Source organism: Thermosynechococcus sp. B1 (genome assembly GCF_030322985.1).
In the GTDB taxonomy this organism is placed as follows: Bacteria; Cyanobacteriota; Cyanobacteriia; order Thermosynechococcales; family Thermosynechococcaceae; genus Thermosynechococcus.
The window spans coordinates 1,810,446-1,834,242 of sequence record NZ_CP096573.1; the positions used below are offsets into that span (position 1 = coordinate 1,810,446).

Consider the following 23,797-nt stretch of genomic DNA (forward strand, 5'->3'; position numbering starts at 1 on the left):
CATTGGGTTGCTTAATCGTCTGGGGTCAAACGCAACAGCAGGTACCCTGCGCCTAACCCAACTAGAACCAGCGTAAACGTAATTACCGCAGTATTGAAAATCTCTTCTGCCATAGGGCGGCCTCAGCTAACAAGAACTCATTTTAACCAATTTGGCTCCTTTGCTTACCACGGCTCCAAAACAGGTTCCCGCAGCAGCTCATGGGTACCACGATTCACGGTCAAGAACATCCCGCGGGGTGTTTTGGTCAATAGATACGTGTACTCACCATTGACGGCTTCAAAATAGTACCCTTGAGGACTCCAATCCCGCAGGGGCAGCCGAATTGATAGGCGCGGATCCTGCTTGTGTCGTGCCATATAGTAGGCGGGGCGATCGCCCCCACAGATATTCACCCAATAGCTACGGGTCTCCGTGGCCACAAAGGTACTTTCATAGGAGCGACAGGAGAGGGGGCGTGCCAGTGCCGACAGAGGTGTCAGGATTAACAAGGTTACAGCAGCAACTGTCTGCCCAAAGTATTTCATTAAGAGAGTTCTCCATGGGTTTCTAACTCCAGTCTAGCCAAGGAGGCGGGAAAGGGTTTCCACCCTCGGTAAGATAGATGATGACGACTGCTGTTTACCTTCAACAGGGATGCAATGACGCTCGCGATCGCCCCCTTTCCCATCACCGCCATCATTGGTCAAGAGGCTATTAAATTGGCGCTGCTGTTGGCCGCCGTTGATCCCGGTTTGGGGGGGGTGATCATTGCGGGGCGGCGGGGGACTGCCAAATCCGTCCTTGCGCGGGGTATTCATGCCCTATTGCCCCCCATTGAAGTCATTGATCAAGGGGAGATCCCAGTACCGATCATTGCCAACCCCGATCCCGAACGTCCTCAAGACTGGGATAGCCGCTTGCAGGCTTGGCGCCAAAGTCATCCCGATGTCGCTTTGACCACCAAAGTGATTCCAGCCCCCTTTGTGCAAATTCCCCTAGGGGTCACCGAAGATCGCCTCTTGGGAGCCGTGGATGTGAGTCAATCGGTGCAGCGGGGCGAAGCGGTCTTTCAGCCTGGCCTATTGGCGGCAGCCCACCGCGGCGTGCTCTATGTGGATGAAATCAATCTCTTGGATGAGCAGCTAGCCAATGTCCTGATGGCCGTGCTGAGTGCTGGGCGCAACCAAATTGAACGGGAGGGGATTAGTCTGGATCACCCCTGTCGTCCCCTGTTGATTGCCACCTTTAATCCCGATGAGGGAGAAGTACCACCCCATCTGCTGGATCGGTTTGCGATCGCCCTATCGGCGGATACGGTTCTGGGCTTAGATGAGCGGGTTGCAGCGGTGGATCATGCCACCCAATTTGCTGATTCGCCCCAAGCCTTTTTGCAGCAGTACGATGCTGAGCTAGAGGATCTGCGCACCCAAATTATTCTGGCGCGGGAATGGCTCAAGGAAGTGAAAATTCAACGGCAGCAAATTGCCTATCTGGTCACCGAAGCCCTACGGGGCGGTGTTCAAGGCCATCGAGCAGAACTCTTTGCGGTGCGGGTGGCCAAAGCCCATGCTGCCCTGAATGGCCGTAGTGAAGTGAATGCCGAAGATCTACGCCGCGCTGTTGAACTAGTGATTGTGTCGCGAGCCACGCAACTGGAACCGCCGCCGGAGCAACCACCGCCCCCACCTCCACCACCGCCCCCGCCGGAGAATCAGCAGTCTGACCCCGAAGAAGAACCCGATGAGCCAGAGACGCCACCCGAAGAGCAGCAGGAAACGCCACCCATTCCTGAGGAATTTGTCTTTGAGCCCGATGGCACGGTCTTGGATGAGTCGGTGCTCTACTTTGCCCAACTGACCCAGCGCCAAGGGAAATCGGGGAGCCGTAGCCTGATTTATTCCCAAGATCGCGGTCGCTATATCCGCCCCATTTTGCCCCGTGGCCGAGGGGGTCGAATTGCGGTGGATGCCACCCTGCGCAGCGCCGCTCCCTACCAAAAATCCCGTCGCCTACGCCAACCCCAACGCCGCGTCATTGTTGAAAACAGTGATCTGCGAATTAAACGTTTGGTACGCAAAGCGGGTGCCTTGATTATTTTTGTCGTGGATGCCTCTGGCTCAATGGCACTGAACCGCATGAATTCTGCCAAGGGCGCTGTTTTACGCCTATTGACCCAAGCCTATCAAAACCGCGATATGGTGGCGCTGATTCCCTTTCGTGGCGAGCAAGCAGAGGTGCTCCTACCCCCCACCCGATCCATTGAAGCGGCACGGCGACGCCTTGAAACCCTGCCCTGTGGGGGTGGCTCTCCCCTTGCCCACGGTCTGACCCAAGCGGTGCGAGTGGGTTTGAATGCCAAACAAAGCGGTGAAATTGGTCAAGTGATGATTGTGGCCATTACCGATGGTCGAGGCAATATCCCCCTGAGCCGTTCCCTTGGCGAAACCATTCCGCCGGAGACCAAGCCCGATGTCAAAGCGGAAGTACTGGAAATTGCCGCTAAAATTCAAGCCTTGGGTCTGAAGCTCTTGGTGATTGACACCGAGAATAAGTTTGTTTCCACGGGTATGGGCAAAGAATTGGCACGGCAAGCGGGGGGTAAGTACTACCATTTGCCCAAGGCCACCGATCAGGCGATCGCCCAAGTGACACAGAATGCCCTGCAATTTTAGCCACCAATAAAAAACTCTCCCCCCAGTTAGAGAGGAGAGAACCTAGCAAACTATTGGGGCAGTAAGCCTACATCATGCCGCCCATGCCCCCCATACCGCCATCCGCAGGAGCTGCCGGTTTCGGTTCCGGTTTTTCGACCACAAGGGCTTCTGTCGTCAGTACCATGCCGGCGATCGAACCAGCATTTTGCAGGGCAGAGCGTACGACTTTGGCAGGGTCAATAATGCCCGCACTCACGAGATCTTCATAGGTGCCCGTTGCAGCATTAAAGCCATAGTTAAAGTCACCGGCACGGACATTCTCGACGACTACGGCTCCTTCGACACCAGCATTGTCAGCAATTTGAGCCACTGGCGCTGCCAAGGCACTGGCAACAATGCGTGCCCCTGTTTGTTCCTCGGGACTGAGGCTAGGCAGCAGGGCATCAATGCGACTGGCCAAGTGAAGCAAGGTCACACCACCGCCGGGCACAATCCCTTCAGCCACTGCCGCTTTGGTGGCATTGAGGGCATCTTCGAGGCGGAGTTTGCGATCCTTCAATTCCGTTTCGGTGGCAGCTCCTACTTTGATCACCGCTACGCCGCCCACGAGCTTGGCAATGCGCTCTTGCAGCTTTTCTTTGTCGTATTCGGAGTCGGTTTCGGCCAACTGCTTCTTGAGCTGCTCGACCCGCTTTTCAATATCGGCTTTATTGCCCTTCTCCGACACCAGGGTGGTCGTGTCTTTGGTCACAGTGACGGAGGCGGCTTCTCCCAGCATGGTGATTTCCACATCATCTAGGGTCAGTCCCACTTCCTCAGAAATGACTTGACCGCCCGTGAGAATGGCAATGTCTTGGAGCATCGCTTTGCGCCGTTCGCCAAAGGCTGGGGCTTTCACGGCAACCACATTGAGGACGCCCCGCAGTTTATTCACCACCAATGTGGCGAGGGCTTCGCCTTCTACATCTTCAGCAATGATCACGAGGGGACGACCACTGCGAGCCACTCTTTCTAGGGTGGGAATCAGGTCTTGGATGCTGGTAATTTTTTTGTCCGTCAACAGCAGATAGGCATTGTTGAGTTGAACAATCATCCGCTCTGGATCGGTGACAAAGTAGGGCGAAATGTAGCCGCGATCAAACTGCATCCCCTCAACAATTTCCATTTCTGTATTCAGGGATTTCGATTCTTCAATGGTGATCACGCCATCTTTGCCGACTTTGGCCATGGCTTCACCAATCATGGCTCCCACTTCGGGGTCATTACCGGCAGAGACGGTGGCCACTTGGGCAATCATGTCCCCTTCAACAGGTTTGGCCACTTCGGCAATGCCCTCGACAATGGTTTTGATCGCTTTTTCCATACCGCGCTTGAGGGCAATGGGGTTAGCACCGGCAGCCACGTTTTTCAGGCCTTCACGGATCAGGGCTTGGGCAAGGAGGGTCGCTGTTGTTGTGCCATCGCCGACGACATCATTGGTTTTGGCGGCCACTTCCCGAATCAGTTGGGCACCAGTATTTTCGTAGGCATCTTCCAGTTCGATTTCCTTGGCGATCGTCACGCCATCGTTAACAATTTGCGGTGCGCCATACTTTTTCTCAAGCACCACGTTGCGCCCTTTGGGGCCAAGGGTAATTTTCACGGCATCGGCAAGGGCATTAATTCCGCGTTCGAGCGATCGCCGGGACTCTTCATGAAATGCGACTAATTTTGCCATGGGTGGCTATCCTTTAGTAACTTGGAGGTCATGATTGAGGGACTGCAAACTTAGCAGGCTTCAAGCCATTGTTTACAGTACTGTGGAAAACCAGCTGAGGGCAATGGCAGAAAATGTAGGGGATTCCGCACTTGCTCGCGTACACTGGCAATAGACTGACAATAGATTAACAAGCTTCGCAGCCATGGCTGGCCGCCACCTCAATCAACAACGCCTACAGGTCTTCTTGTACGTCACCTTAATGCTCGGCATTGCCCTTGCAGCGGCCAAGGAGTATTTTTACTTGAACAATGGCCAAGGGGGGCAAGATTGGCAAATTGGTGCTCCACAGGTGGATGTCATTGCTGCTCAGCCAAAACGCTCCCTTGCGGAAATACGAGCCTTTGCCCTGCAATTGGTGAATCGCGATCGCCAGCTCAATGGACTGCCGCCCCTTGTTGCCGATGAATTACTCACAGAGGCAGCACAACGCCACGCCGAAGATATGCTCAAACGCCAATACTTTAGCCATACCAATCCCGATGGGCAATCCCCAATGGATCGCTTTATCGCCTTGGGGGGACGCGGTGGCGTCGGTGAAAATATCATGGAGCAGAAGGGCACCCCCGGCTTGGTGCTCAACTATAAGCTGATTGAGCGCTTCCAAAAAGGCTGGATGTATAGTGAGGGGCACCGCCAAAATATCCTGCGGCCTGAATTTACCCGCTTTGGCTTTGGCATTGCTTTGAATACAGCACGCGGAGAAGTCTATGCTGTACAGATGTTTGCACTGCCAGCCCAGTAAAGGCCGAGCGTTGCTGCGCGGATAATTTCCAATGTAATCAATGTCAACTTAACCGCATTCGCTATGTTCACTGAAGAAATGTACGTTGTCCTCGAATCCAGTGCCAGCAATGAAGTCTTTCTCACGCCGATGGAGCTACAGGCCAAGCTGGTGGAGTATCTAACAGGAACCGAGGTTGCCCTAACGCCGGATCTGCTTGCTTTGCCCGATGTGGAAAGTCGTGCCCACTACCTCCTGACAACGGGTTGTGAACTGCAATTACCCAATGGTGGCTACCTTCAGTGGTATGCCGTGCGTTTAGAAAAATAATCGTTACACAGAGTTACGAAACTCCTGCTCGGAAAATTCCGTTCTAATATAGATAAGGCTCTTGGATCAATCAAGGGTTCAGACGATTATTTATTCTTTCGTGGTGTCCAAATCGTCAGGAATAGCAGGGTAACGAGACTGTGGCCGATCGCCGTCGTCAACAAAAGAAAAAACAGCAAATGACCTACAGCTGGCCGTTGGCAGGCACCTATCAAGCCCTTAGCTCTGCATCGGTGGATTTGATCTGGCGCAAAGTGGTGAATTTGGCCGATGTGTCGTGGCATCCCTTGATTTTGCGCACGAATGTGCCCTACGGACTCGTACCCAAGCCGGGGTTTATTTTCCAAGCCATGACCCGTTGGATTCCGTGGCCGATTCAGATTTTTGTCGAACGGGTATCACCGGGAAAACTGTTGAGTATTCGCATTTTGGTCTTGCCGGGGGTAGAGGAACGGGTAACCTATCGTTTAGAATCAACGGTCTGTGGGAGTCAGATTTCTTGCTCAGTGATGTTGCGGGGGTGGCTGGCGCCATTGATTTGGTCGCTGATTCGCGATTCTGCGGCAGGGTTGGCTGCCCGCTTAGCAGTTGCTGCTGAGAAAGATCCCCCCTCTGCTCAGCCCCCCATTGATCCCTGCTTAGGTTTTTAGACGGACAAAAGAAAACTCTATGCTCAGCGATAGCGATCGCGTTCGTGTTCTCAGTGAAGCCCTGCCCTATCTCCAAGCCTTTGCCGGGCGCACCTTTGTGGTCAAATACGGCGGTGCCGCCATGAAGGAAGAACAGCTCAAGGATTCCGTGATTCGCGATATTGTCTTTCTCTCCTATGTGGGGATTCGCCCTGTGGTGGTTCATGGCGGTGGCCCAGAAATCAATACTTGGCTTGGCAAACTCAACATTGAACCCCAATTCAAAAATGGGCTGCGCGTCACCGATGCCGCAACGATGGATGTGGTGGAGATGGTCTTGGTGGGTCGGGTCAACAAGGAAATTGTCACCCTGATCAATCAGGCGGGTGGTAAAGCAGTGGGGCTGTGCGGCAAAGATGGCAACCTGATTCGTGCCCGCGCCCAAGGGGAAGATAGCATCGGCTTTGTCGGTGAAGTACAGGGGGTGGATACCCGCGTGATTACGGCACTAGTGGAGAAGGGGTATATTCCCGTCATCTCCAGTGTGGCTGCCGATGATACTGGGCAAGCCTACAACATCAATGCTGATACTGTTGCTGGCGAGATTGCGGCGGCTTTGGGGGCTGAGAAGCTGATTTTACTGACGGATACCGCAGGTATTTTACGGGATTATCGCGACCCTAGTACTCTCATTTATCGCCTTGATATTGCCGAAGCGCGGCAACTCATTAAAGAGGGGGTTGTCTCTGGGGGGATGATTCCGAAAGTCACCTGTTGCGTGCGATCGCTCGCTCAAGGGGTGAAAGCAGCGCACATTATTGATGGCCGGGTGCCCCACGCCCTATTACTGGAAATTTTTACCGATTCGGGGATTGGCTCAATGCTCGTGGGTTCCAATGCAGCCTACGATCGCGCCTTTATTGATTGAAACTTTTTGCATGAAAAAGGGCGTCCTAGGGTATGACGAGGATGTTTTAGTGTAAGCGCCTATTACTTATGAAATTATTCTCTTTAATCCTAATTAGTAGCAGCTTAGCCACTAGCCTGACGCTGCCAGCAGGGGCCATTTCCCAACCCTACCCCCCAGTGGCGGTGAATAGTTTTATGGATACCTGCATCGAGCGTGGCCGCCGATCGGCTCCCCTTGTGCCCCGTTCAATGATGGGTAATATTTGTCAGTGCTCCATCAACTACATTCAACAGCGATTGAGCTACACTGATTTTCAAACCCTTGATCCCAACGGCGGTCAACCGCAATCTCCTCGCCAACAGCGGGCACAGCGGGTTCTCGATGAAAGTGTGAACTACTGCATTCGCCAGCAACTGGGGGTCTAGGCACTTTTGGAGCCTGCTGAGCGTCGGAAAATTTAGCCTGCGATCGCCAACGGCCAAGGCAAGTCTTTGTGCTAGATTGGGCGTAGGCTAAAGGATCGACAATTTAGGACGAATCATATGGGCATCACACACCGCACGCTCGTTGTCAGTACGACAGTGGTTATGACGGCATTAGTTGCTGTCACGGGTGCGGGTCTGCACTGGTCCCGTAGCCTAGCAGGTTTTCGCCAAAGTCCTAAGGAACTGGTGGATGAAGTGTGGCAGGTCATTGACCGCGAATACGTTGATGCCACCTTCAATGGCAATGACTGGCGTGCCGTGCGGCGGGAATTTCTCTCTCGAAACTACACCAAACCCGAGGATGCTTACAAGGCAGCACGGGAAATGCTCGAGAAGCTCAATGATCCCTACACCCGCTTTATGGATCCGGAGCAGTTTCGCTCTATGCAAATTGAAACCTCTGGTGAACTCACAGGGGTAGGTATCACCATTACCCAGGACGAAAAGACCAAAGAAATCACCGTGGTTTCCCCCATTGAAGGGAGTCCCGCCGCTGAGATGGGTTTAATGGCCAAGGATGTGATCCTGAAAATTGATGGCAAATCCACCAAGGGCATGGATCTCAACCAAGCTGTCAGCATGATCCGTGGCCCTGTGAATACAAAAGTGCGCCTGACGATCCAGCGGGGCGATCAAATCTTGAATTATGAGATCACCCGTGCCCGCATTGAAATTCATCCTGTTCGCTTCAGCCTACGCCAAACTCCCCAAGGCCCTGTCGGCTATATTCGCCTTGTCACCTTTAGCTCCAATGCAGCAGCAGAAATGCGCGCCGCCATTCGGGAGTTAGAGAAGCAAGGCGTTGAAGGCTATGTTTTGGATTTACGCTCCAATCCGGGTGGCCTACTCTTTGCCAGTGCTGAAATTGCCCGCATGTTTCTACCGCAGGGCGATATTGTCTCTACGGTCAATCGCCAAGGGGAAGCAGAACGCTTACGCGCCGGTCGCGGCTTCTTGACCAATAAGCCCCTTGTGGTTCTCATTGATGGCGGCTCGGCCAGCGCCAGCGAAATCCTCGCAGGTGCCCTACAGGATAATGGCCGTGCCGTGTTGGTGGGAACACGCACCTTTGGGAAAGGCTTGGTGCAGTCCGTCCAGCCCGTGGGGGAAGGGGCAGGGATTGCGGTAACGATCGCCAAATACTTTACCCCCAGTGGTCGCGATATTAACAAGAAGGGCATTGAACCCGATATTGAAGTCACCCTCACGGAGCAGCAGCGGGAACAACTGACGCGCGATGACATTGCCACCGATCGTGATCCTCAATTTACACGGGCGCTAGCGGTTCTCAATGAACGCATCCTAGTGGAGCGACGCAACACCCAATCAGCGCGTCCTCCCCAGACAGCCAATCCTTAAGTTCACTCAGTTAGGTGAGCACCGTGGCCGACCACCGCCGACAAGCCCAGCGGGTATTGTTCTTGGCGCTAGGGATCAATGTTGCCCTGACGGCCATTAAAGCCATTGTTGGTGTTCTCAGTCACTCATTGAGTTTACAGGCCGATGCCCTGCATAGTTTGACCGATGCCGGGAGTAGCATCTTGGGCTTAGTGGCCATGCAGTGGGCTAACCCCCATCCCGATCGCGACCATCCCTACGGTCACCAAAAGTTTGAAGCCCTCGGTGCATTGGGGATTGCCGCCTTTCTGGGCATGGTGTGCTTTGAGATTTTACAAAGTGCGGTTGAGCGCCTGCTGCATAAAAGCAGTGCCGTGACGATCACAGGGGCAGAACTGTGGATTGTGATCCTTGTCCTTGGCATGAATATCGGCCTTACTCTCTATGAACACCACATGGGGCGCAAGCTGAATAATTCCGTGCTCATTGCTGATGCCAAGCATACCCTGAGCGATGTCTGGACAACGATTATTGTTCTTTTGGGGCTGATTGGGGTGTGGACCTTCAACTGGGCCTGGTTGGATGTGGTGTTGGCATTTCCCGTCGCGGCCCTTGTGTTTTGGAGTGCGTGGGAAGTCCTCAAAAGCAACATTCCTTGGCTGGTGGATGAGATGGCGATCGCCCCCGAAGCCATCCATGAGCTAGTGATGACCGTGCCCGGTGTGGTTAATTGCCATGACATTAGCTCGCGGGGAATGGTGGGACGGCAAGTGTTTATTGAGATGCACTTAATTGTCGAGGCGGAAGATATTCCCACGGCCCATGACATTACCGAGCAAATTGAAGCTCTGCTCCAAGACCGCTATGGACCGGCTCGCATTGTCATCCACGTCGAACCCCCCGACTACGAATCCAGTCAGATCAGCTTCTCTTAGGTGATTTTTGTTATTTTTTGAGCATCTGTGCAAAGCAACTGAGGAGTGACCCTGTGGTGTACGACTGCATTGTTGTTGGTTCAGGCCCTGCGGGCGGTGCAGCTGCCTATCACTTGGCTAGGCGAGGCCGGCGGGTGTTGGTTCTGGAAAAGGAAGCTCTGCCCCGCTACAAGCCCTGTGGGGGAGGTGTGTCGCCCCAAGTGCAAGCTTGGTTTGACTTTGACTTTACTCCTGCTATCTCGCTGAAGCTGACGCAAATGGTCTGTACGTGGCAGGGTGGGGAAGCGCAAGTGCTAGAACTGCCCCCAGAGCAAGCGGTGTGGATGGTGCGCCGCGATGTCTTTGATAATTTTCTGATTCAGCAGGCCCAGCAACAGGGGGCGCAGGTAGCGGCTCAAACTCCTGTTACGGGTCTAACGTGGGGGGGCGATTGCTGGCAGGTGCATACGCCCAAGGGGGATTTCACAGCGCAGTATTTAATTGGCTGTGATGGTGCCAAAGGTTCAATGGCCAAGTGGTTGGGCTTCCAACATCGTCAGCAGCGTATAGGAGCAGCCATTGAGGTTGAAGCAGCCATGCCCAATCATGCCCTGAGGGCAGCCCACTTTGACTTTGGTCGCGTTCACAATGGCTACATTTGGAACTTTCCTAAACGGGAGGGCTACTCGATTGGTGTGGGCACGTTTTCCCTAAAACGCAAGCAAAATCTGAGGGCGATCGGGGCAGCATATGCTGAAACCTTTGGCGTTGATTTCAGTCAAGTCAAGGTCTATGGCCACCCCCTCTACTGTTGGCAGCGGCACCAGCGCCTGCACACCCAAAATGCCCTCCTTGCCGGGGAAGCCGCCTGTATCGTTGATCCGTTTACTGCCGAAGGCATTCGTCCCTCACTGTTGACCGGCATGTTGGCTGCCCAAGCCATCGATCGCGCCCTCAATGGTGTTCCAGAGGCTCTCGCAGACTATTCCGGTCAAATCCAACAGGCGTGGGGAGCAGATATGGTCTGGGCAAAACGTCTAGCGACTCTTTTTTATCAGATGCCCCACATGGCCTATGAAGTGGCCATCAAACGTCCCAGCGCCCTGCAACGGATGGGGCAAATTCTCTGCGGTCAGTTGCGTTACCGCGATGCAGCAGCCAATGGCCTGAAATTGTTGGCAGCGGGGTTGAGAGTGCCGACGGTTTTCCGTTAATGCCGATAGGGATGCTCCCTGAGCTGCCTTCTATAATGTTGGTGCAGCCTAACTTTAGGAACACGAGTGGTGAGCAGTCCCATTGAGCAGCGCAAGGCGGAGCACCTCGAGCTTTGTATTCAAGGTGATGTCAGTCATCAAGAAATCACCACCGGTTTCGAGAAGTATCGCTTTCGCCATTGTGCCCTGCCCGAACTGGACTTTGCCGAGATTGATCTGAGCGTCGAGTTTTTGGGCTGGCGACTCGCTGCCCCCCTGCTGATTTCCTCCATGACCGGTGGCACCCCCCAAGCGGGAGACATCAATCGCCGCTTAGCCCGGGTGGCGCAACAAAAGGGAATTGCCATGGGTGTCGGTTCCCAGCGAGTGCTGCTGGAGCATCCAGAGGTGGCGATCACGTTTGCCATTCGTCAAGAGGCACCCACTATCCCCCTCTTAGCCAATCTTGGCGCGGTGCAGTTGAACTATGGCTGTGGCGTCAATGAATGCCAAAAGATTATTGATCTCCTAGAGGCGAATGCCTTGATTTTGCACCTCAATCCCCTACAAGAGGCCGTCCAAACGGGGGGCGATCGCAACTTCAAGGGACTGTTGACGAAAATTGGTGTTCTCTGCCGTGCCCTACCGGTGCCTGTAATTGTGAAGGAAGTGGGCAATGGTATCAGTGCCGACGTGGCCAAGCAACTCGTGGAGGTGGGTGTAGCCGCTATTGACGTGGCGGGGGCAGGGGGAACCTCTTGGGCCAAGGTGGAAGCGGCGCGTGCTCAGGATGGGCGTCAGCAGTACCTCGGAGCAGCCTTTGCCGAATGGGGCATGCCTACGGCGCAGTGCTTGGAGCAAATTCATCCTGCCCTACCAGATACGCCCCTAATTGCCTCTGGCGGACTTCAAAATGGCATTGATGTGGCCAAGGCCCTTGCCCTCGGTGCTAGTCTTGCCGGTTTAGCGCGCCCCTTTTTGCAGGCCGCCCATCAATCAGAGGAGACACTTGCGCAACGCATTGATTTTATCCTTGAGGAATTGAAAACCGTGCTGTTTTGTACCGGCAGTGCCACCCCCCAAGCCCTCTATCAGCGCCGCTGTCTCGAAAGGATCTAGCGGGGGTCTTCAAGGATCGTGCGCAGCCACGGGGGCGGATCTGGAATCGGATTGCCCAATCGCTCCAACAGTGTCCATGCCAAAATATGCACCACTAAGGCATACACCGTGGACTGGAAAAAGACAAGTAGCAGTGCCACAACTTGGATCAGGGTCACCGTTGGCTCCAGCAGCAAATTCAGATTGACCAGTACCCAATCAATGAAATTCGTGACCTGCTGATTGAAGTAAATCCAGAGGTTTTCCCCGAGCAGAATGGACACAAGGCTAATCTGAAAGAAAAATCCTGCGGTGCCAATCACTGCGCCACTGAGGATGGAACGTCCCCAGCCTTCTTTTTTGGCCCAACAGCCGCCAAAAATGACCCCCATCATGCCGTGGGGCAAGAGAAATTGCAGACTGCGGGGTGGCCCCATCAACACAGAAAGGAGCAATGCACTGACAATGGCCGCCATCCAAGCGGCGCGGCGATTCCAGCGTAAATAAACGAGGGCGATGGGAATCGGAAAAAACAGGCGCAAGACTGGACCAATGGGCAAATAAAAGTTAATCACCCACAGCAGGGCAGCGGTACTGGCAAGGAAGGCCGTTTCCGTAATGACAAGGGTGCGCTGAATTTGCGATCGCCCCAAGGCTTGGGACTGCTCAGGGGGCACAATGGCTTCGACGTCAGGAAAATCATCCTCTAGGGAATCCGTTGGGTTCATTGATTGCAGATAACCTTTTTTCTCTACACTCTAGCAAGCTTTACTGCCAGCTCTCAAACTGGATATAGCGCCCTGAAAAATCCTTTGCTGAAAGTTAGAATCGGGGGTAAGGTATTCCTATCAAACTTACATGTTAATTTATGTGCCGTCTTTATGCCTATATGGGGCGCAAAACGTCCCTTGCCCATGCCTTGGTGGATGCTCCCCATTCCCTGTTGGTGCAAAGTTATCAACCCCGCGAAATGACGGCGGGACTCTTAAATGCCGATGGCTTTGGGGTGGGCTGGTATGCTGCCCGCCAAGATGTGCCCCCCTTTCTTTATCGGCAAACGATGCCCATGTGGCATGATATTAACTTTACTGAGCATTTAAGCCGCTACATTGAATCTGCCTGTTTTTTGGCCAATGTCCGCAGTGCCACACCGGGTCAACCCGTGCAAATGACGAATACGCAGCCCTTTCGCTGGGGACGCTGGCTGGGGGTGCACAATGGCTTTATCGAGAACTTTCGCCAAACCCTCTACCGCCCCATGCGCGATCGCCTGTCGGATATTTGTTACAACATTGTTGAAGGCTCTACAGACTCTGAGCACCTGTTTGCCCTCTTCTGCAATGAATTGGTCTTAAATCCGCAACTGTCACCGTTGATGGTACTGCGGCAAACACTGCAAATTGTTTTTTCCCTAGCGCAGGCAGCGCGTACCAGTGTCAGTGCCGCCATGATTCTGACTGATGGCGTCTATATTCTCGCCACCCGCTGTGCGCGGGGCACACCACCCCCCACCCTGTACTGGAGTCAGGATGCCGAGAAAATTCAACTCACCTCAGAGCCGGTAGATCAGCAAACGGAGTGGTATCCTTTACCCGAAAATAAACTGCTGTTGATGAGTTTGCAGAGTGAACCAGAAATTTACGCCTTCTGAGATATCAGTGCCTTTTAATCCCTTGGATCGGGGAACTTTTTGGCAAGCCTTTCAGAACCAGCGGCAATTTACACGCCAACTTGTGGCTGAGTTGAGCGAGGCCGTCCTTTGTGCGCAGCCCCATCCCCTCTATAGCCCTGTGGGATGGCATTTGGGACACATTGGCTACACAGAAGCCTTTTGGCTGTTGCCAGAATCCTCAGGGGTGAGCGATCGCGATCGCTATTGGTATGCCGCCGATGGCCGCCCCAAGGCCGAACGACAGCATCTACCGCCGCGTGGCCAGCTACTTGACTACTTAGCAGAGATTCGCCAAAAGACGGGCGATCGCCTCTACAGCCTTAGCGACGAGCAGTGGCAACGAGAACTCCGCCTCTGGTGGTGGATTTTGCAGCATGAAGCCCAGCACAGTGAAACGATGCAAATGGTGCTGGCGATGCAGGGGATTGTGACCACATTACCCCCTAACCTATCGCTGCCACAGGATCACCAACGGATTCCCGCTGGGGGGTATGTCATTGGCAGTGAAGACCTCTTAGCCCTTGATAACGAGCAGCCAGTCCAGAGTGTCGAACTACTTCCTTTTACGATTGATGCGGCACCGCTGACCTGGCGGGAATTTCTCACCTTTGTGGAAGCGGGTGGTTATCAGCGGCGGGAATGGTGGTCCAGCAGTGGTTGGGAATGGCGAGAGGCAGAGGAAATTGCCTCACCGTTTTACCCGATTCCTGAGAACCTAGACTTACCCATGTGGGGACTTAGTTTCTACGAAGCCGAAGCCTATGGCCATTTCCAAGGCAAACGTCTCCCCAGTGAACGGGAATGGGAAATTGCTGCTCAGCAGGGACTCTTGAATCAGGGCTACGTTTGGGAGTGGACGCAAAGTCCCTTTGCCCCCTATCCGGGGTTCCAGAGCTATCCCTACCGGGGGTATTCTGCCCCCTACTTTGATGGCGAGCATTTTGTCCTCAAGGGCGGTAGTCACTGGACGCGCCCCATTCTCAAGCGACCCTCATTTCGCAATTGGTATAGCCGCACCACCCGTGAGGTGTTTGCTGGAGCGCGCTACGTTCACCAAGAAACAATCTCTACACCAAGGGACACTGATGCCCAAATTTGAACATGTTTAGCCTGCACTCTCCCCTCCGCGCGTCAGCAGGTGGTGTGAGCTTCATGTTTTGTGCTGCGGTTCTCATCCATCTTGTGATCGCCTTCACTGGGATTCTTCCTAGGCTCCGCCAAGATTGAATCATCACCCCTTCTCTGGAGCGTGAGCCACATCATGAAACGCTTATCTCTTTCCACCTTGCTACTGCTCACTGTGACACTCACTCAAACTAGCGGAGCTTTGGCTCTACCCACGGCAACGCTGCAAGGCCGTATTTTTTTTGGCGATCAAATGGGCAATGTTGCACCGGCCGCCTGCTCAGCGATTCAAGTTGTTGCTAAACCGCAAAATTTACCGCCCATCAAGGTATTTGCTACTGGTCCTGCCGCTGGTGCTCAGGATGGTCAATGTACCTTTAAGATGACTAATGTGCCAGCAGGTATTCCCATTGAATTAAGCGCCGTTTACAGCGATTTGCTCTCCTATCCCGAAAAAACGTACCCCAGTCCTGCCGGCAAGTGGCAAAATCCCTTTGTTCTGCGCCCCGCTCAGGTGCATGTCAGGTACATTGAACTTGATGGCAAACCTTAGTTTGTTGGCTATTGAAGCTGAGCAAACGAAGCACCGTTCCTCAGTAAAGAAAGTTTGAACAAGATGACCCCCAAGCGATGAGTGCGACTCAAACTCCCTAAACTAGGGACAAGGGCATAGGGGCGTTTTGATGTCAATTGCTGAGGAATTCCGCCAACTGCAAACGCAACTCTTGGAGTGCTGGGACGGGACAGAAACGTTTATTCCTGAACTGCCCAAGGGTCCCGGCGGTATTGAGCGCGATATTGTGGTGGTGCCTTCCCTGAGCTTTCCCCAACCGGAGCTGGCCAAGATCACCGGCTACACCCACTACGAGGAGCGGCAACTCTATACGCTGATCCAGTTGCGGAATCCGCGTACCCGCATGATCTACGTGACGTCCCAGCCGCTGCACCCCAGCATTATTGACTATTATCTGGATTTACTCCCCGGCGTACCCAGTTCCCATGCCCGCGATCGCCTGCTGCTGCTGGCCACCTACGATCGCTCCGATAAACCCTTGACTGCGAAAATTTTAGAGCGGCCTCGCCTTTTGGAGCGTATTCGTCAAGCCCTGCGTCCCAACCAAGCCTACATGGTGTGTTTTAACTCCACCCCTTTGGAGCGGGAACTGGCGGTACGCTTAGGCATTCCCCTCTACTCGACGGATCCCGACCTCCTCTACTGGGGAACCAAGGCGGGCAGTCGGGAACTTTTTGCGGCTGCAGGCATTCCCCATCCGATGGGCAGCGGTTTTTTGCAGAGGGTACCGGAACTGGTGCGCGCGATCGCTCACCTCCAAGAGAAATCTCCTGAACTGCAACGGGTAGTGGTGAAACTCAATGAGGCTTTTTCCGGAGAAGGCAATGCTCTTCTTGATCTGCGCCCACTGCGCCCCCTTGGCAGCCCACACACCCCCGATCATCTACAACGGATTGAAAATAGCCTAGAGGAGATGGTCTTTCAGGCGCCTAATGAAACTTGGCTCTCCTATCGGCAGCGATTTATGGATCTGGGGGGGATTGTCGAAGCCTTTGTGGAAGGTGCTGTCAAGCGATCGCCCAGTGTCCAAGGCTGCATTACCCCCAAAGGCAGTGTTGAAATTGTCTCCACCCATGAGCAGTTACTCAATGCCCCCACAGGTCAAATTTTCATTGGCTGTGAATTTCCTGCCCATGCCGATTATCGCCAACAACTCCAAGAATTGGGGCAAAAGGTAGGGACGTACTTAGCACAGCAGGGGGTGATCGGCTGTTTTGGTGTGGACGTTGTTGCCACCCAGACAACAGCAGGGTGGGAGCTTTACGCCATTGAAATTAACCTGCGCAAGGGTGGTACCACGCACCCCTTCATGACCTTAAAATTCCTCACCGATGGCCACTATGAGCTAGCCTCTGGACTGTTTTACAGCAAGCACCGCCGTCCCAAGTATTACATTGCCTCCGATAACCTCTGCCAACCCCACTATCGCGGCCTCCTGCCCAATGATCTCTTAGATATGATTGCCCGCTACCATCTCCACTTTGATTCCAGCACCGAAACGGGCACTGTCTTTCACCTCATGGGGGCACTCTCGGAATTTGGTAAGCTGGGTCTCGTCAGCATTGGCAACACCCCCGAAGAAGCCCAAGCCATCTACAACCAAACCATTGGCGTTCTCGATGCTGCGGCGCTATAAGTCCCTAATGTGCCCACCCCCCGCATAGACAGGGGTCTGAGAATCTCGTTACAATTGGCAACGTTCACTGTGAAGAGCAGCCTGTAGGGAAAATCCAGTGCAAGTCTGGTGCTGTGCCGCAGCTGTGATGGGGAACCCCCCTCAGCCAGAATGCCTACTTGCTGTGGTTCACTCTGTTTGCCTGCGTCGCACGGGCATGGAGTTTCAACGTGGTTGTTACGCTCAACGATTCCATTCTCAATCCCCTCGGTTTTAGCCTCGATTTACCCCCTCTCCCCCAATCTCGACCGCTTTTACTCGTCGGTCATGGGACGCGCGATCCGGAAGGTCGCCAAGCATTTTTGGACTTTGCCCAAGCCTATTATCAACTGGATCCCTGCCGGCCTGTTTTTCCCTGTTTTCTGGAGTTAACGGAACCCTCGATTTTTGAAGTGCTCAGCCAGTGTGCTGCCGCAGGCCATACAGACTTGTCAGTGCTGCCAGTTTTACTCTTTGCTGCTCGCCACAATAAGTTTGATGTCACCAATGAGTTGGATTGGGCACGGCGGGCGTTTCCGCAATTGCGCTATCACTATGGCCGCCACTATGGCATTGCCCCCGAAATTTTAACCCTGTGGCGATCGCGCCTTGAACGCTTGGACTCACCAGAATTTAATCCCCAAGGCATTGGCCGCGAAGAAACCGTTCTCCTAGTGGTGGGACGCGGCTCCAGTGATCCCGATGCCAATGGCGATGTCTTTAAGCTAGCCCGCATGCTCTGGGAAGGCAGTGGCTACAAAACCGTTGAGGTCTGCTTTATTGGCATTACCCATCCCCGCCTACCCGAAGGATTTGGGCGGGCGAATCTTTACCAGCCCCGCCGCGTGATTGTTTTGCCCCACTTCATGTTTACAGGGGCATTAGTCAAGAAAATCTATACCCTTACCGCAGAAGCCCAAGCTGCCTATCCCAGTGTTGAATACGTGAACCTACCGGAAATTGGCCTGCATCCGCAACTATTTTATCTCACGCGGCAGCGGGAAATTGAAACCCATACGGGGCAGGTGGCCATGAACTGTGAAGCCTGCAAATTCCGTTTGGTGGCAGGCCATAGCCATCATCACCACCATCATCAGGATCATGAGCACCCCTCCCACAGCCATGATCACGGGGGGCATCACCATCACCATGGATCAACCGTGGACTTGGATCACTTGCCCAGTTATCACCAACGCATTTGGCAAGTTCCCTAGACATTGCTTCCCAGCGAAAATGTTAGAGTAGAAATAATTGCTACTCTTTCTCAAGCTTGAATGGGGCTTGTCTATGCGCATTAAATATCCTCCCCAGACCGTTGATCGGGTGTTGATTTTTGATACCACACTGCGGGACGGTGAACAGTCGCCGGGTGCCTCGCTGAATGTGGATGAAAAACTCACGATCGCCCGTCAACTGGCGCGACTGGGGGTGGATATTATTGAAGCAGGCTTTCCCTTTGCCAGTCCCGGCGACTTTGAAGCCGTACAGCGGATTGCCGAAACCGTGGGCACCGAAACAGGGCCTGTGATCTGTGGCTTGGCTCGTGCCACCCGCCAAGATATTGAAGCCGCCGCAAAAGCCCTCAAACCCGCCTACTATCCCCGCATTCACACTTTCATTGCCACCTCGGACATTCACCTAGAGTACAAACTGAAGAAAACCCGCGCTGAGGTACTGGAAATTGCCCCAGAAATGGTGGCCTATGCCAAGTCCTTTGTGGATGATGTTGAGTTTTCCCCTGAGGATGCCGGGCGTTCGGATCCTGAGTTTCTCTATCAAGTTTTGGAGCGGGTGATTGACGCCGGTGCCACAACAATTAACATTCCCGACACCGTGGGGTACACCACCCCCGCCGAATTTGGTGCCCTGATCAAAGGCATCAAGGAAAACGTGCCGAATATTGATCGTGCCGTCATTTCAGTCCATGGTCACAACGACCTAGGCTTGGCCGTTGCCAACTTCCTTGAGGCTGTGAAAAATGGGGCACGGCAACTGGAGTGTACGGTTAACGGCATTGGGGAGCGCGCCGGCAATGCTGCCCTTGAGGAATTGGTGATGGCTCTCTATGTGCGGCGGCAGTATTTTAACCCCTTCCTTGGCCGTCCCCCTGAATCAGAAGCACCCCTGACCAATATCAACACCCGCGAAATTTACAAAACCTCCCGCTTGGTTTCAAATCTAACGGGCATGCTGATTCAGCCCAATAAGGCGATCGTCGGTGCCAACGCCTTTGCTCACCAATCAGGCATTCACCAAGATGGCGTCCTCAAGCACAAGCAAACCTATGAAATCATGGACGCCCAGCTCATTGGCCTAGCCGACAATCAAATTGTTTTGGGCAAACTCTCTGGTCGCAATGCCTTTGCCACCCGCCTGCGCGAGCTGGGCTTTGAACTCAGTGAAACGGAACTCAACAAGGCGTTTTTGCGCTTCAAGGATCTGGCCGATAAGAAAAAAGAAATCACCGACTGGGATTTGGAAGCTATTGTTAAAGATGAAACCCAAGCCATTGATGTTCAAGGCTACCAGCTGGAATTTGTGCAGGTCTCCTGTGGCGATCGCGCCCGCCCCACCGCCACCGTAACCATCCGTCTGCCCAGTGGTGAGGAGCTGACAGATGCCGCCATTGGCACAGGCCCTGTGGATGCCGTCTATCGTGCCATTAACCGCGTGGTGCAAATTCCCAATCGCCTCATTGAGTATTCCGTGCAGTCAGTGACTGCGGGAATTGATGCCATCGGCGAGGTGACCATTCGCCTGCAACACGGGGATCGCATTTACTCGGGCCATGCCGCCAATACGGATATTATTGTTGCTTCGGCTCATGCCTATATGAATGCCCTCAATCGTCTCTATCGCGGGCTCCAGCAACAACGCCTCCACCCCCAGACCGCTGAGGTTCATGGTGGAACCACTCCCTAAGCCCCTTGAGCGCCATGGCATCTACCCCTGCCCTATTTGCCGCCATGGCCAAATTGTCCCCATGGTGCTCATGGAAACCCATGCCTGTAACTTTTGCCGCCACATTTTTACCCTTGATCCTGAGCGCCAAACGGCTCGCCTTGAAGATGGGGCGATCGCTTTTCGCTGGCAGTGGACAGGTACAGGCTGGCGATCGCTCCACCGCCCCTCTTCTCAGGTCACCGTTGTTGCCCTTGTGTTAGCTATTTTGCTCATCATTTTACCGCCGACACTCATCGGGCTAGCCTATGCCCTGTTTCCGCCCCTAGAAGCAGGAGTTTGGCGCTGGTTTCCCCTGCTTTGGACAGGCCTCACCTTAGCTGCCCATGCCCTACTCTTTGGGCCTGTTTTAATGGCTATTTTGTCCCCCGAAAGGGAGATGTGAAACCTTAGATAGAGAGGGGTGCCACCGCTGACTCAGCAGCACTGTTCTGATAACCTCTGAAATCTCGGTGGTTGACAGCTACACCATTGACGACAATCCCAAGCAGCTTTTGCTGTAAGCTCAGATCGCAAGCCTGCAGGGCCTGAGCAAAGGCTTCGCGTCGCGTTTTCTTTAAGCGCACAACCAAGAGGGCCCGCTCCACCGCTGCCAGAACCCGATGCGCCTCCGCAGCAGCCAAAATCGGCGGCACATCCAGAATCACGCAGTCAAAGGTATCCTTAGCGCCCTCCAAGAAATCAAACCACCGCGCAGAACTCAGCAGTATCATCGGCTCTTGCTGAACCTGACCCGCCGTCAGTACCCAGAGTCTTTCCGCACGATTTGCTAAAAGACTGAACCAGTGGGGAAAAGGCATTTCCCCTTGCAACAACTCCCCTAGGCCTGCGACATTGGGAATGCCAAGTCCTTGATGCATGCTGGGCTGACGCAAATTGGCATCCACCAGTAAGACCCGTTTTCCCATCGCCGCTGCTGCAACCGCAAGGTAAATCGCAAGGGTCGTTTGTCCTTCTTTGCCCACTGTACCCGTTATTGCCAAAGAGCGGGGCAATCCCAACGACTCTAGCTGCGTCAACAGGAAGTAAAAACTTTCCCTAAAAGCAGGTGTGGCACTCGGCAAACGGTGCTGCAATCCCCAGAGCGTCAACGGTGTTTCTAGGCGACTAAAGGCCAATTGATCAAATGTCTTCGTCAGAGGAATCTCGCCAAGAATCGGTAAGGGGGTTTGTTGGCGAATTTGCTCCACTTCCAGAAAGCGATCATCCAACCAATCGAGGATTAGGGCCAAAAGCAGCCCAGACACTCCCCCCAGCATTAAGGCTATCACCAGTGCCCGTAATAAACGCGGGGTTACCTGATATTCTTCCTTGTTGTCAATATCTGAGAGGACTCGCCATGTGAAGTCCCGTTGCGCAATCTGCAGCTGGAGGGACTGTCGAGTTTGCAGTAATAACCTCAGAGCTTCCTGTGCTGCTGCAAAACGTTGTTCCATCTTGCGGTAAGGATTGGCAAGGCGTATTACTCGCGATATCTCTGCCTCAGTGGTCTGAATTTGGTTGCTTAATTCAGCATCCGCCCTCCGCAGCGCTTCAAGCTCAATTCTGGTCTCTATGTACTTCGCGATTAGAGACTCAGAAACGGCACTTTGATAACCAATCAGCGTTTCGGGTTGACGAACTTGATCCTGATTTCTAATCGTAATCTGTCGAGCTTGCTGTCTGGCCTGCTCTAGCAGTAGTCGCTTTTCTTCCTGTAGCGCTTGCACCGTCGGTGAGTTTTCATTCAGCTTGGCCTGCTCCCCAGCCAGCCTAGTTTCTGCTTCTGTTAATTTTGTTAGCAACTCCTGATAGTTTTGAGAAGCAGCTAGATTGGCGGCAGCAAGTGCCTCAGCAGGAGACAACCTTAACTGTGCTTCGAGGGAGTTAAACGTTGCCTGAGCCGACTCCAGTTTTACTCTATTTTCATTTCTTGCAGAGATCAAATTATCCAAAAGGCTAAGATACGTTTCAAGATTGCTGCTTCCAGAGTTCACAGAGTTCAACTGGGAAGCAACTAAGTCAGGTCGTACTACCTGATTCTGAAAGCGAAATTGGTTAAGTTGATCCTCTAGATCGTCAATTTGACTCAGGGTCTTCTGAATTTCTTGGTTAACATAGCGCAGATTATCCGCTATTTGGTTCTCCTTTTCTTCTTCACTAAATCTTTTTAATTCTTCAACAAGAATTCCTAGGAGTGATTCTATCTTTTCTTTTTCTTTTGCAGAAAATTGGATTTCTATAATCTTTTGACCTGACTGATCTAGTAGGCTCTTACCTGAGGTTGCTTTCGCTGGCTGGATTTTTAAGGATCTAATAAAAGATTGATACGAATATTGTTTTGGATCTAGATCAGGATTTGCTACTAAAAATTTCTCATAAATTGGACGCAAAACGATATCGCTATTGAGTACCTGAACCAAAGTTGCCACATCACCTTTTGTTTCACCTGACAAAAGGGGCAGGGATATTGGAGAAAGCTGACGGAGTGACGCTAAAGATGTTCCTGGCCGGGCGCCTGAGGATTGGATAGGTTCAACCTGCACCAACACAGAGTGTCGATAGCTTCTCAAAAAGAGGTAAGAGTATCCCAAAAAGCCAATTGAGACTAGCGCACCTGCCAAGATGCCAACTGCTGAACGCCGCTTCAGCCCGCGAAGTACTTGATCAATGGTCACCTTATCAATTGGCTGCGGCTGCCACAAACTTGGCCGAGAGGCTTCAGAGGGCAACGACAGATGGTTATTTTCACTCGACATAGGGCAAACTCAACTCGTTAGATACCATAGTACTCACGATACCAGTGGACAAATTGCTGTACGCCTATCTCAACAGGAGTTGTGGGTTCGTAGCCTGTGTCTGCCCTAAGTTCGAGCACATCCGCGTAGGTATCGGGGACATCGCCCGGTTGCAGAGGCAGAAGATTTAACTGCGCTTTCTTCCCAAGATAGGTTTCTAAAAGTTCAATATACCGTAGGAGTTCGACGGGGCGGTGGGCACCAATGTTGTAAACACGCCAAGGTGCGAGACTAGTGGCCGGATCAGGATTTTCGCCACTCCATGAAGGGTTGGGTGTGGCAGGTCGATCCAGCACCCGTAGAATCCCCTCGACAATGTCATCAATGTAAGTAAAGTCGCGGCGATGCTTACCATAATTAAAGACAGGCAACGGTTCATTATTCAAAATGGCTTTCGTAAACTTAAAGAGTGCCATGTCGGGGCGCCCCCATGGGCCATAGACGGTAAAAAAGCGCAGTCCAGTAGTGGGCAGGTCATAGAGGTGGCTGTAGGTATGTGCCATCAGTTCATTGGCTTTCTTGGTGGCCGCATAGAGACTCAAGGGGTGATCAACATTATCGTGAACAGAAAAGGGTAGTTTTTTATTGGCACCATAGACGCTTGAGGTGCTGGCATAGACGAGATGCTCTACCTGATGGTAGCGACAGGCTTCCAAAATGTGGATAAAACCTACAATATTACTGTCAATATAGGCCAAGGGATTCTCAATCGAGTAGCGTACACCCGCTTGCGCTGCTAAGTGGATGACCCGTTGCGGGGCAAAGTCTGTAAAGAGTTGGTTCAACTCTGCGCGATCTACAAGGTCGATTTTTCTAAATACAAATTGCTCACTTGCCGTGAAGGGGTTGAGGCGTTCAAGGCGAGCTTTCTTGAGGTTGACATCGTAGTAGTTGTTGAGATTATCGAGACCAATCACGCGATCGCCCCGCTTAAGTAGTTCCAGTGCTACTGCATTGCCAATAAACCCAGCAACACCCGTCACCAAAATATCCATCTTGATTCCTCAAATGACAAAAAGTA

Annotated in this window: 23 protein-coding genes and 1 riboswitch; of the genes, 17 read left to right on the forward strand and 6 right to left on the reverse strand. The window is 53.0% G+C overall.

Annotation, left to right across the window (positions count from 1 at the left end):
- Window positions 1–11: 11 nt before the first annotated feature.
- The gene (petM, locus tag M0644_RS13140; protein WP_011057256.1) at window positions 12–113 is read right to left on the reverse strand and encodes a cytochrome b6-f complex subunit PetM; all 102 of its coding nucleotides are present in this window, start codon (window positions 111–113) and stop codon (window positions 12–14) included.
- Window positions 114–164: 51 nt separating this feature from the next.
- Window positions 165–527, reverse strand: coding sequence for a hypothetical protein (locus M0644_RS09045; RefSeq protein ID WP_149820106.1), 363 nt, complete (start codon window positions 525–527; stop codon window positions 165–167).
- A gap of 114 nt (window positions 528–641) precedes the next feature.
- On the opposite strand from M0644_RS09045, the gene bchD reads away from it, so the two are divergent.
- On the forward strand, window positions 642–2,654 hold the full coding sequence (gene bchD, locus M0644_RS09050) for a magnesium chelatase ATPase subunit D (RefSeq protein WP_286625423.1): 2,013 nt from the start codon (window positions 642–644) through the stop codon (window positions 2,652–2,654).
- A 67-nt stretch (window positions 2,655–2,721) separates the two neighbouring features.
- Here bchD and groL read toward each other — a convergent pair whose 3' ends face one another.
- Complete coding sequence (gene groL / locus M0644_RS09055; RefSeq protein ID WP_286625424.1) at window positions 2,722–4,353, reverse strand: chaperonin GroEL; 1,632 nt, start codon at window positions 4,351–4,353, stop codon at window positions 2,722–2,724.
- A gap of 184 nt (window positions 4,354–4,537) precedes the next feature.
- On the opposite strand from groL, the gene M0644_RS09060 reads away from it, so the two are divergent.
- The 9 genes from M0644_RS09060 (at window position 4,538) to fni (ending at window position 12,034) form a co-directional block, all read left to right on the forward strand.
- On the forward strand, window positions 4,538–5,137 hold the full coding sequence (locus M0644_RS09060; RefSeq protein ID WP_286625425.1) for a CAP domain-containing protein: 600 nt from the start codon (window positions 4,538–4,540) through the stop codon (window positions 5,135–5,137).
- A 63-nt stretch (window positions 5,138–5,200) separates the two neighbouring features.
- On the forward strand, window positions 5,201–5,446 hold the full coding sequence (locus M0644_RS09065) for a chlororespiratory reduction protein 7 (protein ID WP_149820114.1): 246 nt from the start codon (window positions 5,201–5,203) through the stop codon (window positions 5,444–5,446).
- Window positions 5,447–5,625: 179 nt separating this feature from the next.
- The gene (locus M0644_RS09070; protein WP_190278334.1) at window positions 5,626–6,096 is read left to right on the forward strand and encodes an SRPBCC family protein; all 471 of its coding nucleotides are present in this window, start codon (window positions 5,626–5,628) and stop codon (window positions 6,094–6,096) included.
- Window positions 6,097–6,115: 19 nt separating this feature from the next.
- Window positions 6,116–7,003, forward strand: coding sequence for an acetylglutamate kinase (argB, locus tag M0644_RS09075; RefSeq protein WP_149820119.1), 888 nt, complete (start codon window positions 6,116–6,118; stop codon window positions 7,001–7,003).
- Between the two features lie 68 nt (window positions 7,004–7,071).
- Window positions 7,072–7,410, forward strand: a complete 339-nt coding sequence (locus M0644_RS09080; RefSeq protein ID WP_190278045.1) for a hypothetical protein — start codon at window positions 7,072–7,074, stop codon at window positions 7,408–7,410.
- Between the two features lie 117 nt (window positions 7,411–7,527).
- Window positions 7,528–8,829 (forward strand): carboxyl-terminal processing protease CtpC, encoded by a 1,302-nt coding sequence (gene ctpC / locus M0644_RS09085; protein ID WP_286625427.1) that lies wholly within the window; start codon window positions 7,528–7,530, stop codon window positions 8,827–8,829.
- Window positions 8,830–8,852: 23 nt separating this feature from the next.
- Entirely contained in the window at window positions 8,853–9,743 is an 891-nt protein-coding gene (locus M0644_RS09090) for a cation diffusion facilitator family transporter (RefSeq protein ID WP_286625428.1), read from the forward strand.
- A gap of 56 nt (window positions 9,744–9,799) precedes the next feature.
- Entirely contained in the window at window positions 9,800–10,936 is a 1,137-nt protein-coding gene (locus M0644_RS09095) for a geranylgeranyl reductase family protein (protein ID WP_286627181.1), read from the forward strand.
- Window positions 10,937–11,005: 69 nt separating this feature from the next.
- Window positions 11,006–12,034 (forward strand): type 2 isopentenyl-diphosphate Delta-isomerase, encoded by a 1,029-nt coding sequence (fni, locus tag M0644_RS09100; protein WP_286625433.1) that lies wholly within the window; start codon window positions 11,006–11,008, stop codon window positions 12,032–12,034.
- Here fni and M0644_RS09105 read toward each other — a convergent pair.
- Window positions 12,031–12,741 (reverse strand): DUF2232 domain-containing protein, encoded by a 711-nt coding sequence (locus M0644_RS09105; protein ID WP_149820125.1) that lies wholly within the window; start codon window positions 12,739–12,741, stop codon window positions 12,031–12,033. The genes fni and M0644_RS09105 overlap by 4 nt on opposite strands.
- 140 nt (window positions 12,742–12,881) lie before the next feature.
- Between M0644_RS09105 and egtC the strand changes: the two genes are divergently transcribed.
- From egtC to M0644_RS09140, 7 genes are all read left to right on the forward strand, one after another.
- Window positions 12,882–13,664 (forward strand): ergothioneine biosynthesis protein EgtC, encoded by a 783-nt coding sequence (gene egtC, locus M0644_RS09110; protein ID WP_286625435.1) that lies wholly within the window; start codon window positions 12,882–12,884, stop codon window positions 13,662–13,664.
- 7 nt (window positions 13,665–13,671) lie between these two features.
- Window positions 13,672–14,784, forward strand: a complete 1,113-nt coding sequence (locus M0644_RS09115) for an SUMF1/EgtB/PvdO family nonheme iron enzyme (RefSeq protein WP_286625436.1) — start codon at window positions 13,672–13,674, stop codon at window positions 14,782–14,784.
- A 162-nt stretch (window positions 14,785–14,946) separates the two neighbouring features.
- Window positions 14,947–15,363: a hypothetical protein gene (locus M0644_RS09120; RefSeq protein WP_286625437.1), complete on the forward strand. Its 417-nt coding sequence runs from the start codon at window positions 14,947–14,949 to the stop codon at window positions 15,361–15,363.
- A gap of 130 nt (window positions 15,364–15,493) precedes the next feature.
- On the forward strand, window positions 15,494–17,020 hold the full coding sequence (locus M0644_RS09125; protein WP_286625438.1) for a peptide ligase PGM1-related protein: 1,527 nt from the start codon (window positions 15,494–15,496) through the stop codon (window positions 17,018–17,020).
- Between the two features lie 35 nt (window positions 17,021–17,055).
- A riboswitch (cobalamin riboswitch) is annotated at window positions 17,056–17,197 on the forward strand.
- A gap of 32 nt (window positions 17,198–17,229) precedes the next feature.
- A complete protein-coding gene (locus M0644_RS09130) occupies window positions 17,230–18,252 on the forward strand; it encodes a sirohydrochlorin chelatase (RefSeq protein WP_286625439.1) in 1,023 nt (340 codons plus the stop codon).
- A gap of 73 nt (window positions 18,253–18,325) precedes the next feature.
- Window positions 18,326–19,960, forward strand: coding sequence for a 2-isopropylmalate synthase (locus M0644_RS09135; RefSeq protein WP_149820138.1), 1,635 nt, complete (start codon window positions 18,326–18,328; stop codon window positions 19,958–19,960).
- Window positions 19,941–20,384 (forward strand): hypothetical protein, encoded by a 444-nt coding sequence (locus M0644_RS09140; RefSeq protein ID WP_286625441.1) that lies wholly within the window; start codon window positions 19,941–19,943, stop codon window positions 20,382–20,384. The genes M0644_RS09135 and M0644_RS09140 overlap by 20 nt, the downstream gene beginning before the upstream one ends.
- Window positions 20,385–20,388: 4 nt before the next feature.
- Here M0644_RS09140 and M0644_RS09145 read toward each other — a convergent pair whose 3' ends face one another.
- Both M0644_RS09145 and M0644_RS09150 read right to left on the reverse strand, forming a co-directional pair.
- The gene (locus tag M0644_RS09145; protein WP_286625442.1) at window positions 20,389–22,737 is read right to left on the reverse strand and encodes a polysaccharide biosynthesis tyrosine autokinase; all 2,349 of its coding nucleotides are present in this window, start codon (window positions 22,735–22,737) and stop codon (window positions 20,389–20,391) included.
- Between the two features lie 17 nt (window positions 22,738–22,754).
- Complete coding sequence (locus tag M0644_RS09150; protein ID WP_149820144.1) at window positions 22,755–23,771, reverse strand: NAD-dependent epimerase; 1,017 nt, start codon at window positions 23,769–23,771, stop codon at window positions 22,755–22,757.
- Window positions 23,772–23,797 lie beyond the last annotated feature (26 nt).